Genomic DNA, 12,350 nt, shown 5'->3' with positions numbered 1-12,350 from the left:
TGAGGTTGGTTACGACCGGTGAAACAGCTCAGCACTCCGTTGCTGTGGCTGCGAGACGGTCCGGATGAGGTCCAGAGCCTGGTCGCCGGCCTGGACCTCGTTCGGACCGCCGCCCACAAGGACGCAAGCCACGCGTGGCTCTGCATGATCGCCAACGGTACCGCGCACTACCTGTCTACCTTTGCGTCGACAGAACTGCTGTCGAGGTGGTACATCGGCGACAACGAACTGTACGGCGTGGTCGCCCCGGTCGGCCGACTGCGCACCGGCACGGATGGCGAGCTGGTGCTTGACGGGTGCTGGCGGTTCGGCTCGGGGTCTCATCGGGCTGCCGTCATGGCGATGGGGTGCGAGCCCGTGGCGGGCCGCCGTACCACCGTCCTCGTCGACCGGGGCCGACTGGAGGTGGCGCACCCGTGGGAGGGGCCGGGGTTGCTCGCCACCGCCAGCCACACCCTGCGGGCCAGCGGCGTCCGCGTGTCGCCGGCGGACGTGGTCGACATGACCGACGTCCCGGCCGGTCGACCGGTCGGGATCTACGCTGATCCGGATCTGTTTCTGGCGAACATGCCCGGGGTGGCGATCGGGCTCGCCGAACGGCTGCTGGCGCTGCTCGTCCCGGGCCCGCTGCCGGGTGCGTGGCAGGCCACCTACGCCGACGCGGTCGCCCGGAACACCCTCGCCCGACGTGGCCTGACCGGGATGCTGCACAGCTTCGACGCCTTGGCCCGAGCAGGGAAACTCGCGCTGTTCTCGCCGGCGTTGCGGCAGGAATTCCTGCTGATGTTGAGCGCCAGTTACCACACCGGTCTGGATGCAGCGCTCGCGCTGGCGGAGGGCTGTGACTCGATGGACCCGGAGGTCCGGCAGCAGTTGGAGCAGGCGCGCATAGACATCGCGACGATGCGGCCGCACGCGGCGATGCGACCGTCCAGATTGGTCAACGCGAAGCCAGTCTCACCGGCCCCGGAAGGAATGCCTCGATGACCTCACCACCGCCACTGTCGACGCCGGGCTGGTGCCTGCTTCGAGTTCCGGTGCTGCCGGCGGTGCCAGACGCCGCTGCGCCCGAGGGCTTGGCGCGGCAGCTACTGGAGTTGGCCATCGACTACGCGACCGTTTTCCAGCGCGCGGCGGAGGAGGACCGGGACTGGCAGGATCCGGCGACCCGGCTGGCGGTCTACGGCAACCGGGCCACATACCGCCCGACCCCGTTCGGCGTGTTCAGCTTCAGCCTGCTCGCCGAGGTCGACGACGAGGATGATGGCGCACCGGCCACCCGGCTCGAACTCGGGACCGACGTGCGGCTGCGCCGCCTCAACCTGCCGCGGCAGACCGGCGAGTGGTTCGTCAATCCCTCCCTCGCCGTGGAGCACGGCCGGTGGTCGTACCTGCACCCGGACAAGGGCGGGGTCACCTCGATGTCAGACACCCCGGGCATGCGCCAGCTCGCGGATCGTCTCGCCGCACAGCTCGCCGCCGCACCCCGGTCAGCCGGGGAATGGGCCGCCATGCTCGACGGCGAGACCCAGTTCGACCTCGGCGTACGCCGGAGGTTGCTGCTGCCGGAGCATATGCCGCCGGTTTTGGTCGACCCGGCCGGGCCGGCTGCGGCGACCGAAGCGGTCAAGGCGGCGCTGACCGCGGAGCGGCCGTTCCGGGACGACCAGTTCGTGGACGCGTTCAGCGAGGTCCGGGCCCGACTGCCCGGCGCGGGAGCGGCCGCGCTGCTGGACGGGGCCGCTCAGCTCCTGGGGGCGCCGTGGCGACCAGGACGGCTCGACGGAGTACGTGCCCATGTTGCCGGCGGCTACAGCGGCGGGGCAGTACCACTGGTGTGGCTGCTGACCGCTCCGGTGGACCACCCGCTGGGCAGTTGGCGGCGGCAGGAGGCCGATGTCGAGAACGCCGACCGCCTGGACCCGGCACGACGGCTGTTCGTGCCGCAGGTCCGTCGCGACAGCGGCGCGGTGCGGTGGTGGCAGGAAACGCTCACGCTGGACCAGTGGCGGGCTCAGCGCCCGCCACCGCCCGAGGACGGCACCGTGGTTACCCAACCGCAGTTCGGGATGGCCAACGGCGCGCTGTTGGCCGAGCCGGTGGCCGGAGCGGACGCCTGGCTCAAACTGGTCCTGCCGGGCTTTTGGGCTGGGCCCGGCGCCCGGCTCAGTGAGCAGCTGGGGATTCCGGAGCCCGACCTCGGTGCGGCGGTCCCCGGCTGGCTTCCGGTGGAGATCGGCTGGGTCCCGCCAGACCGGCGGGCGCCGCTGGTCCGCCGGCCGGAGAGCGGGCTGCCCCGGCTCAGCCTGAACCTGCCGTACCGTACCGGCGACCTGCGACCAGCGGATCTGGCCGTGACCATGATGGCGGGGCGGCTCCAGTTGGTTCACCGCTCCGACGGACGCTACGTGCAGCTGCGGTGGGACAGCCCGTTGACGTTGAGCAACAGGTCCAACCCGTGGGCAGTGCAGCTGCTGGGGTTACTGCTGGACGAGGCCCACGGCCCCGCGCTGGCCGCCGATCCGAGCCTGTGGGCGCCGCCGGGCGGGATGACCCCTCGCATCACCGCCGGCCGTTGCCTGGTGGCCCGGCGCAGCGTCGTCTTGGACATGCAGCACCGCACCGATCTCGTGGGGCTGGCTGAGGACCCGGCGCAGTTGTGCGACGTGCTCACGGAAGTGGGGCTCGGGCCGCAGCTGGAGGTGAGCGAGGGACCGGATTCGACCATGCGGTTGGATCTCACCGACGCCACTCAGCGGTGGTGGTTCACCCGGCGGCTGCGTCGCGAGGGCCGGCTGATGCTGCACGAGGCCCTGCCGGTGGCGACGCTGATCGAGTCGGAGCTGGGCGGGCACATCCATGACGTGTGGGTGCCGTGGTCGCGTCCTGATCCGCAACCGGTCCGGCCGATGTCGCGGACCCGGCTGGTGGACCGGCAGCCGGCTGCGGACCCGACGTGGACCAGTTGGTTCGTCTACGGCCCGGAGCGGGTGGTGGAGCTCTGGCTGGCAGGCCCCGAGGCAATGACGTTGATGCGCCGGGCGCGTCTGTTCTACATCCGCTACCACGACGAGCGGCCGCATCTGCGGTTGCGGGTGCACCACAGCGTCGACACCGAGACGCTCCTGGCCGACCTGCGCGCCCACCTGGCCGCGATGGTGCCGCAGCAGCCCTGCGATGTCGACCTCCGGAGCTGGATACCGGAGGACTACCGGTACGGCGGCGCAGCGAGCCGGGTCGATGCCGTACGGCTGTTCTGCGCCGACTCAGCCTGGTGGGCGCAGCGGCTGGCGACTGGCCCGGACCAGGCCGGCCGGTACACCTTGGCGGTTACCCGGATTGCCGCCTGGTGTCAGCAGCTCGCGGGCGAGGAGCGGGCCTTGACCCTGCTCTGCGACCTGCGCGGGCTGGACCCCCGGCTCCCCAGCTCGCGGGCTCAGCGGGAGTGGATGGCAACCTTCCGGGCTGCTCGGCCGGACCTGGAGCAGGCCCTCGATGCCGCGCTCGCCGAGCCGGAACCCGCCTTGGACTACCTGGATGTCCTGGACAGGGACGCCTACGCCACGGCGCTGAGCAGCCTCATCCACATGAGCGTCAACCGTGGGCTGCCGCTGGGACAGGCGGCAAGCCGCGAGGCAGAACTCGTGCTGGCGGCGGCACGGTTGTTGAAGGGTCGGCAGGCGCGGGCGATCCGAAGCAGAGCAGTCGATGGCTGAGGCCGATGCCGCCCGGCGACTGCTGCGCCGCCTTGTCGCTGAGCTGCGGCAGCGGGGGCACGCGAGTCCGGAGGCGGTCGCCGCCCTCGCCCTGCTCGCGTCCCGGCTGGGTCAGCGGGCCCTGGCGGCGTCCCTGACCGAGCTGGCCGTGCGGGGCGGGCAGGTGCCCGATTTCCGGGTCAACTGGTTGCGCCACCGGCTGGTGGGTGAGTGTTTTTCGTCCGGCCCCGGACACACCGAGCGGTTGACCCGGACCCGGGCGGATGCGGTGGAGGTGGGCGATGTCTTCTACCGGCACTACCTCGATGACGGGGACGTTGATTTGATCAACGGTGCCGGAGGGGTCGGGATGATGCTGTGGGACCTTGCTGACGAGACGGCTCGCGCCAGCTTGGCGCGGTCCCTGATCCAGGTCGCACTGTCCAGCATGGAGCAGGAGTCGCACGGTCTCTATCACGGCCGCAGCGGCGGCATTCTGCTGCTGCGGATGTTGGGCCGCCGCTATGGCCAGGACCGGCGGATGACCGCGGCGGTCGACGCGCTGGTCCGGCATCTGGAGCAGTTGACCCCCGCCGTCCTCGACCGCGGCTGGTTGGGCGTCGGCGGCGTCACCATGTGCTACGGCCAGCCCGGGATGCTGACCGCGCTGGGGCCGGAGGTCGACCCGGAGGTGTTGACGGGGTTCAGCAATGCCACGATCACCGGCCCAGCCGTCCAGCGGCTGGATGAGCTGCTCGCCAACCCCGGCTCCGACGTCACGGTCTGCCACGGCCTGGCCGGGCTGAGTCTGGCCACCAGGCTCGCTCCCGGGTGGCGGGAACTGGTCGGCCCGGACCGCCGGGCGCGGTTGGCAGCCCGGCTCGCCCGTCACCTGGACCAGACCGATGACCAGACGGTGACCGCCATCCTCGACACGCCGCTCAAGCTGTCGCTGATCGAAGGGACGCTCGGGGTGGCGTTGGCGCTGGCAGAGACCGAGACCACTTCGCGGCCGTGGTGGGGAGTCTGCGTGAGCCTGGGCGACGGATCCGCCAGCGGAACAGTTGGGAGCATTCAGTGACGATCGGACTACAGATAGAGGACAACGACTGCGGTGTATGGGCACTCGTCGCCAGCCTGCGCATCCAGGGACATCAGTTCTCCGAGCCGGCGTTGCGGGATGCGCTGGCAAACCGGGGCGCGTTGTCGCTACGGGACCTGCGGGACACCTGCGCCGAGGTGGTGGGCGTGCGTTACCGCGGCCGGCGGGACTTGCCGTTTGCCGAACTCGCCCCGGGTGCCATCGTCCACCTGCGCGCCGACCACTTCATCACCGTTCAGCGATGGCGAGGGCGGCGCGTACGGATCTATGACCCCTCGGTCGGGTACGGGTGGCTGACCGAGCCCGCCTATCAGGAGCAGGCCAGCGGCTGGGTACTGGTGCCGGCCACGCCGAAGCCGGCGACTGTGGCGCCTCGGCGTGCGCGGGGGGAGACTCGGGCCGCCTGGCTGTGGCCGATGCTGCGCTCCGGGCAGATCAGGTTCCGGCAGGTTGTGCCGATCCTCGCAATAAGCCTGCTGCTCTACACCGGCCTGACCCTGCTCAACATGATTCTGCTGCCGTACCTGAACGAGGTCGCTGTCGGCGGCACGGTTGCCACGGCCACCCTGGTCACCGCCTTAGTGGCGTTCAGCGTCGCGGTCAGCGCGCTGTTCTGGGTTCGACATCGGCAGCTGACCTCTCTCGGACTGTCGTTCGACCGGGCCATGCTCCGCGAGCTGATCGACCGGTTGACCCGAACGTCGGCGCGGACCGAGATGACCTCAGGCGATGTACTGCACCGGGTGCAGAGCGCCCGCGCCGTCCGGGAGGCCGGCACCGGCCTGGCGCTGTCGCTGTTCACCGACGCGGTCGCCGTGGTGATCCTGCTGGCGTTCATGGCGACGATGTCGCTGCCGCTGACCGGCGTGGTGGCCGGTGTCGCCGCACTCCACATCGTCCTCACGATCCTCGGGCGGATTCCGATCAACCGCCGTTTCGAGGAGCAGCTGCGACTCGACGGCGAGCTCCAGGATCTCCTGATCAGCATCTCTGAGGGGTTGACCACATATCGGGGGCTCGGGGCGGTCTCACACCTGGAGGCCGAGCATTCCCGGCGGCTGGACCGGCTGCAACGGTCGGTCCGCGGGCTCGAATACAGGCTGGCCTGGGTGTACGGGCCGAGCAACGCCCTGCGGTTCGCCGGCCTGTACGTGATCCTCGTGGTGGGTTCGGTGCTGCTGTCGGCAGGTCTGGTCAGCACCGGAGAGCTGTTCGGGTTCCTCACCCTGGGGGGTACGGTGCTGTTCTCGATCACCGCGATCGCGCAGAGCCTCACCAACGCCGCCTCGCTGGAGCGGCAACTGCGTTACGTGACGAGTCTGTTCACGTTGCCGGTGATGGAACGGGGCGCCCGCACCGAGCCGGTGCCCGATGCGTCGGCGGTGGTGCTGGACGGGGTTCGCGTGCATCGCCCGAGGGAGCGCTTCGACCTGCGGCTGGACCTGCGGGTGGAGCGGGGCGAGACGGTGACCGTCAGCGGTGTGAGCGGGGTCGGTAAGTCCACCATGGCCCAGATCATCAGCGGCTTGGACCCGGTGCCGGCCGGGCAGGTGAGTGTCTACGGGGTGCCGATGGCGGACTGGGACCCGGATCGGCTCCGTCCGCTGGTGTGTTACGTCCCGCCCCGGTCCGACTTCCTGCACACGACGATCCGGGACAGCCTGTCCAGCGGGGCGGCCGACGTGACCGACCAGGAGATCCACGACCTGCTCGCCGAGATGGAGCTGACCGAGGTGATGCGTCCGTTGCGGCTCGGGTTGCGTACCCAGATGCGGATCAACGCCTCAACCTTCAGCGCGGGGGAGGTGCAGCGGTTCGCGTTGGCCCGGGCGCTGCTGCGCCGACCGTCGCTGCTGATCCTCGACGAGGCGACCAACTCACTGGACCGGGACCTGGAGCTGCGGCTGCTCATCGCGGCGAAGCGGCGGGTGGAGACGCTGATCGTAATCAGTCATCGCCCGGTCGGTGAGCACCTCGGCAGCCGGCACGTGCGGATCGTGCGTGACGACACCGGCACATCCCGGCTCGAGTCGACGGCGGGCGTGGCGGTCGTCGGTGGCTGAGGGAGTGCGTGGTGTGCACGCCTACTGGCAGCTGCCCAGCCGGCTGCCCCGGGCGTACCAGCAGCTGTCCCGGGTGACCTGGCTGCTCAGCGTCCTCTCGTGGCAGCGGTACGCCGGCCCGATCACGCTCTACGCCGACCCGCCCACGATGGAGTGGCTCGATCGGCTCGGCTGGCTTGCCTGCTATGACCGGACCGAGACGCTGGACGACCGGGATCTCGACCGGCACTACGACCGGGTCGCATGCTTCGCGTTGCCGAAGCTGCTCGCGCTGGACCGCTACCCTGACGCGGTCCTGGTGGACACCGATGCCTACCTGCGCACCCGGCTACGTCTGCCGGCTACCGGATCGGTCTTCGCGCATCTGGAGCACGGTGACGCCGACTTCTACTCGCGGCTGGGGGAGCTGCGCAATCCCGCCGGAGTGGATCTGCCCGATTCGCCGACGGCGGTCGGTAACACCTCCCTGTTCCGGGCGGCCGACCCGCACCTGGCACGCCGGATCAGCCACGCCGGGCTCAGCTTCCTGGCCGGCAATCCGACCACCCCTGGGCGCGACATTCACCTGCACATGACCGTTGCCGAGCAGGTGCTCGCCACCCATCTGACCACGCTCGCGGGGCAGCAGGTGGTGAACCTGTTCAACGCGCTGTGGTGCCCACGGACGTTGCGCTGGCTCACCGATCCGCCGCGTTTCGGCCATCTGTGGAACCTCAAACGAGGCGCGCCGGCAGAGCACCTCCTCGCCGCCTACGTGTCCGTCACCCGGACGCTCCGGGACGAGTACGGGGTCGCCCCGGACCGGCTGCGCGCACTGTTGGAGCGGATATGATCTCGACTGAGTTGCTCGATCGGCTGGCCAACACCGGTGCCGGGCTGGCCCGCGCCGCCGGTTCGACCGTACCCGGTGGACACCTTCCGGACTGGGTGGTGGAGCCGGAGTCGTTGGCGCAGCTCACCGCGCTGGTCAGGATGCTGCACGACGGCGGCGTGGCCTGGCGGGTGGACGCCCGCGGCCGCAACTGGGGGTACGACGACACCCGAGTCTCCGCGCCGGGGCTGATCGTCCGCCTGGCCCGGTTGGACCGGTTGGACCTCGATGTCGAGCTGGGCCTCGCCACGGTGCAACCCGGGGTGACCTTCGCGCAGCTCAACGAGGCGTTGCGACAGGCCGAGGCCCGTTTCCATCTGCCCGAGCCGGGCTCCGGCCCGCACACCTCCGTGCTGGGCAACGCCCTGGACCGTGGCCTGCTCGCCGGCCTGGGTGAGCGGGAACGCCACTGTCGAGACTTTCTCGTGCTGAGCCGCGACGGTGAACTCACGCGTCTGGGCTGGCCGGACGCCGCCGACGACCGGGTTCGGCGGGCGCTGCCCTACCCACCCGGCCCGCATCTACAGGGGTCGCTGTTCCAGACCGCCGGGTACGGACCGGTGGTGGTGGAGCTGACCCACGTGCTGCCGGTGGCAACGGTGCTGACGGCCACGCTAGTGCTGCTCGCCAATGCCGAGTTGACCGAGGAGCTGCTGCGTTGTTGGCGGCACCTGCTCCTGGACGAGCTGGTGACCTCCACCCTCCTCACCTCGCCGGCCCGCCGCCACGCCCAGGGTTTCACCGTCACCCACGACGGGCTCGTCCTTGAACTGTTCATTTCCGCCGGTTCTCCCGCGATGTTGCGGGCCAAGGCCGCCGATGTGCAGCGGCTGGCCCGCCAGCACGGGCAGCGGCTGGCCGCCCGATTCGGCGACAACTACGACGACCTGGGCATCCTCGGCGGCAACCGGGACCATCCGGAGGCGGTCGGCCAACTGTCGCAAGGGCTGGAATGGCACACCGCGGCGCTGCCGTTCGCCCCATCGGTCGTCGCTGCCTTTGCGCGCGCCGTGCGGGCCGACCCGGTGCTGGCGGACGTCCCGTGGACCCTGCGCCCGCTCGACTCCCGGGCGTTGGTCTGGCTGGCACCCTTCGTCTACCGCAAGGACCACTCGGACAGCGTCGCGCTGCTGCGGCGTCGGGTGGCCGCTGTTACGCGGCTGCGCGACGAGTTCGCCCTCCCGGCCTACCGCTCCGGCGCGGTACGGGGCGACAGATGAGCCATGTTCTGGTCACCAGCGTTCACCGGATCCACGCCGGCCGGTCCGGGGAGGCTATCCACCTGCGCCAGCTCACCGAGGCGCTGCGGGCCGCCGGCGAGCGGGTGACCGTTCTCGATGGTCCGATGGAGCCGGGTAGGGCCGACACCGGCCGCGAGGCCGGGCTGCGGTCGCTCGCCGAGCAGTTGGACACCCTGTTGGCCCGGGACCGGCCCGATGCCGCCCTGCTATGGGGGCATAGGGGCGAGGAGACCGAGCTGGCGCGGCGGCTGGCGGCGGCCGACGTGCCCACCGTGCTGGAGCATCCGGCCGCAGACCTCCAGCCCGTGCCGGAGACACTGCGGCTGGTTGACGAGGTGGTGGTCCCGTCCGAGTTCGCCCGGCGGCTGTTCGTGTCGCAGACCGGCCGCCCGGCCCGGGCTATCGAGCCCTGCCTGCGTGGCTGCGAGTGCCCCACGGAGCCGCCCCGCGACCCGGCGCGTACCGGGCCGTACCGGCTGACGTTCATCAACCCGGAGCCGGCCAAGGGCCTTGGGATCGTGATGCACCTTGTGGCGGCCACCAGTGTCGGGAAGCTGCCGTTCCGATTCCGGTTCGTCGAGGGGCGGTGGACCGCGGCCCACCTCGCCCGGCTCGGCATTGACCCGGCGAACCTGCCTGGGGTGGAGATCGTCGAATACCGCGCCGACATCTGCGCGCTTTACGCCGAGACCGATGTGCTGCTCGTACCGAGCCTGTGGCAGGAGAGTTTCGGGATGGTCGCCCGCGAAGCCGTGATCCACGGCGTGCCGGTGGTGGCCACCCGGGTCGGCGGGCTACCGGAGGCGGTCTGTGCCGGAGGGGTCTGCCTCGAACCGCCGGAGTGCGGCGACGGCTACCAGGTCCGGATGACCACGGCCGAGGTCAGGAGCTGGCTGGCGGCCGTGATCACCGCGCTGCGCGGCACCCACCGACCCCAACCGGACCTGCTGTCCCGGGCCACCTCGGACACTGTCCGGGCCTACCGGGCGGTGCTCGGCTCGTCACCGGGGTGAGTGCGTCCGGCGACCCGGATCACGGCACCGACGATCACACCCGCCGGCCTGGTCCAGCCCTGCTCGTTCGCTACCGCCACCACCGTCGCCAAGTTCGCCTGCTCCTCGTGGAGCCAGTCACGCGGCGCGACAAGCAGCCGGTCCAGCTCCGCCGGTGAGAACAGCGGCCGGGAACAGCTGCGCGGCGACGGCTGCCGGGTAGCCATCCGCCGCGCGCGCGGTGGCGCCAGCCGGTGTGCGGCCTCCCGCGCCAGGACACTCCAGCCGTCGACCGCGCGCGCCAGTGCCTGGTCGGCGGATACGACGCTGTGGGGCGGTTCGTCCGCGGCCGTGGTGAGCGCGTAGGTCCGGACCAGGTCGGGGAGCACGTAGCGGTGCGGGCCGAAGCTCTGGCGCGGCACCGGCGTCAGCAGGTGGGAGCCGACCAGCTCATCCAAGGCCCGCATCGCCTCGCGGGGTGCCAGGCCGGCGCAGACCGTGGGCGCCCAGTCTGGGATGGTGGCGGTCGGGAGTACGGCGACCCGGCGCAGTGCCAGGCTCGCCGCCGCACTGAGCCTGCGGAACGACGGCGCGAGGGTGTCACGCATCGAGCCGTCGTCGCTGCCCAGTTCGTCGAGCCGGTGCTGCGGGTCGCGCAGCAGCGCTACCAGGTCGGCGGCCCACCGTCCCCGGTACATCCGGCGGGCGGCGAACCACAGGGCCAGCGGCAGGCCATCGCAGAGGATGGCGAGCGCCCGGACCGCGGCTGGTTCCGCCGCGAGCCGATCGGGGCCGAGATAACCGGCGAGGATGTCGAGTCCCTGCGCCTGCGACACCGGCGCCACCAGGTGCCGGTGTGCCCCAGGGAGATCGAGCTGCCAGCGGGTGGTGACCAGCACTGTGCAGCCAACCCCGGCCGGCAGCAGCGGCAGCACCTGGTCGGCCTCGCCGGCATCGTCGAGCAGCAGCAGGCAGCGCCGCTCCGCAAGGAGGCTGCGCAAGAGCGCGGCCCGTTCGGCCAGTTCGACCGGGATTGCCGCGGCGGCGACGCCCAGCGCGCGAAGGAATTTGTCGAGAACATGGTCCGGATCTCGCGGCTGACCGCTGCCGGCGAAGTCGGCGTACAGCTGGCCGTCGGGATAGGCGACGGCGACGGCATGGGCGACCTGGAGCGCCAGGGCGGACTTGCCGACCCCGGGCATGCCGTGCAGCAGCGCGACCCGCGGCCCGGCGTCCACAGGTCGGTCCGGGTTGCTGCCCAGGCGCCTGACCAGGTTCGCCAGCTCGGCCTGGCGCCCCGCGAAGAGTGGCGGCGCGGGTGGCAGCTGGGCTGGCCGTGGCTGGTCGGCGACGCGAGAGGCCGGCGGCTCGCCGGTGGTGGGGTGGTCGGGACCGGGTACGCCGACGACGTCGAGGCTCGGATCCTGCCGGAGCACGGCGTGCTCCAACTCGCGCAGGAGCGGGCCTGGATCGAGCCCGTGCTCGTCCACCAGCAACTGGCGGCCGCGCCGGGCCACCCCGAGCGCCTCCGGTTGCCGGTCGCTTCGATAGAGCGCCACCATGAGCTGGCCGCGTAGTCGTTCCCGAAATGGATATTCGGCGACGTACTGGGTCAACGCCGAGATGAGGTTGCGGTGCAAACCGAGCTGGAGCTCAATGTCGATCAGCCATTCCAGGTCGGCCAGCCGGGTCTCCTCCAGCCGTTCACGGGCCGGGGTGACGAACGCGGCGACGGCCCCTGCCAGTGCCGGGCCACCCCAGAGTGCCAGCGCGTCGCGCATGACTTTGCGGGCGCACGGAAGCCGGCCGCGGTCGCGCTCGGCTCGCGCCAACTCGGCAAGCTCGGTGTAGGTCGCTAGGTCGAGTTCGTTCGAGGCGAGGTCCAACACGTAGCCGCCGGGCTTGCTGAGCAGCGGGAGGGTCGCGTCGCCGGTTCGCTGGAACGTCCAGCGAAGCGCCGAGATCTCGGACTGAACCTGCGCCCGCGCCGTGGCCGGCGGCGTGCTTCCCCAGATCGCCGTGGTCAGCTGGTCGACCGACACCACACGGTTGGCGTTCAGCAGGAGGTAGGCGAGCACTGCCCGGCGGCGGGGCCGGGCCACACCGACCGGCTCACCTTCCGCGGTTACGGCGACCGGACCAAGCACTGTGAATCGCAGAGTCATGCCGTTACCTGGGCGGGCTCGTCGGGTCTCCAGACCACCCAGGAACTGCCGTTCTTGCGTTGGATTGTCACGGTCAAGGTTGTGCCCGCCCCCACGGCGATCGGAAAGCGAAAGGGTGTTCTGATTACCAGTGTGATGACCGTACGCGAACGATCCGCGCTGGTTGCCGAGTCCGACGTACAACAAATCGATCTGTCGTCGTCGTGCGTGAATGCTGGTTC

The 12,350-nt window shown here is 70.9% G+C and carries 8 protein-coding genes; 7 read left to right on the top strand and 1 reads right to left on the bottom strand.

Annotation, left to right across the window (positions count from 1 at the left end):
* Positions 1-18: 18 nt before the first annotated feature.
* The 7 genes from ACIBF8_RS29095 to ACIBF8_RS29065 are packed head-to-tail and all read left to right on the top strand — an operon-like array spanning position 19 to position 9,985.
* The gene (locus ACIBF8_RS29095; protein ID WP_396787117.1) at positions 19-987 is read left to right on the top strand and encodes a hypothetical protein; all 969 of its coding nucleotides are present in this window, start codon (positions 19-21) and stop codon (positions 985-987) included.
* Complete coding sequence (locus ACIBF8_RS29090; RefSeq protein ID WP_396787116.1) at positions 984-3,716, top strand: thiopeptide-type bacteriocin biosynthesis protein; 2,733 nt, start codon at positions 984-986, stop codon at positions 3,714-3,716. The genes ACIBF8_RS29095 and ACIBF8_RS29090 overlap by 4 nt, the downstream gene beginning before the upstream one ends.
* Positions 3,709-4,776: a hypothetical protein gene (locus tag ACIBF8_RS29085; RefSeq protein WP_396787115.1), complete on the top strand. Its 1,068-nt coding sequence runs from the start codon at positions 3,709-3,711 to the stop codon at positions 4,774-4,776. Before ACIBF8_RS29090 ends, ACIBF8_RS29085 begins: the two co-directional genes overlap by 8 nt.
* A complete protein-coding gene (locus ACIBF8_RS29080; protein WP_396787114.1) occupies positions 4,773-6,860 on the top strand; it encodes an ATP-binding cassette domain-containing protein in 2,088 nt (695 codons plus the stop codon). Before ACIBF8_RS29085 ends, ACIBF8_RS29080 begins: the two co-directional genes overlap by 4 nt.
* Positions 6,853-7,692, top strand: coding sequence for a hypothetical protein (locus ACIBF8_RS29075; RefSeq protein WP_396787113.1), 840 nt, complete (start codon positions 6,853-6,855; stop codon positions 7,690-7,692). Before ACIBF8_RS29080 ends, ACIBF8_RS29075 begins: the two co-directional genes overlap by 8 nt.
* A complete protein-coding gene (locus tag ACIBF8_RS29070; protein ID WP_396787112.1) occupies positions 7,689-8,951 on the top strand; it encodes an FAD-dependent oxidoreductase in 1,263 nt (420 codons plus the stop codon). The genes ACIBF8_RS29075 and ACIBF8_RS29070 overlap by 4 nt, the downstream gene beginning before the upstream one ends.
* Positions 8,948-9,985, top strand: a complete 1,038-nt coding sequence (locus ACIBF8_RS29065) for a glycosyltransferase (RefSeq protein WP_396787111.1) — start codon at positions 8,948-8,950, stop codon at positions 9,983-9,985. The genes ACIBF8_RS29070 and ACIBF8_RS29065 overlap by 4 nt, the downstream gene beginning before the upstream one ends.
* On the opposite strand, the gene ACIBF8_RS29060 is transcribed toward ACIBF8_RS29065, so the two are convergent.
* The gene (locus ACIBF8_RS29060; protein WP_396787110.1) at positions 9,952-12,129 is read right to left on the bottom strand and encodes a BTAD domain-containing putative transcriptional regulator; all 2,178 of its coding nucleotides are present in this window, start codon (positions 12,127-12,129) and stop codon (positions 9,952-9,954) included. The two genes, ACIBF8_RS29065 and ACIBF8_RS29060, sit on opposite strands and share 34 nt — an antisense overlap.
* Positions 12,130-12,350 lie beyond the last annotated feature (221 nt).

Source organism: Micromonospora sp. NPDC050276 (genome assembly GCF_044459545.1).
Taxonomy (GTDB): domain Bacteria; phylum Actinomycetota; class Actinomycetes; order Mycobacteriales; family Micromonosporaceae; genus Micromonospora.
Note: the sequence above shows the minus strand (reverse complement) of the source record. Positions and strands in the feature narration are given on the sequence as shown.

Bases quoted from the DNA above. Each gene is read 5' to 3' on its own strand.
- ACIBF8_RS29090 (WP_396787116.1), top strand. From the start codon at position 984: ATGACCTCACCACCGCCACTGTCGACGCCGGGCTGGTGCCTGCTTCGA.
- ACIBF8_RS29085 (WP_396787115.1), top strand. From the start codon at position 3,709: ATGGCTGAGGCCGATGCCGCCCGGCGACTGCTGCGCCGCCTTGTCGCT.
- ACIBF8_RS29060 (WP_396787110.1), bottom strand. From the start codon at position 12,129: ATGACTCTGCGATTCACAGTGCTTGGTCCGGTCGCCGTAACCGCGGAA.
- ACIBF8_RS29070 (WP_396787112.1), top strand. From the start codon at position 7,689: ATGATCTCGACTGAGTTGCTCGATCGGCTGGCCAACACCGGTGCCGGG.
- ACIBF8_RS29065 (WP_396787111.1), top strand. From the start codon at position 8,948: ATGAGCCATGTTCTGGTCACCAGCGTTCACCGGATCCACGCCGGCCGG.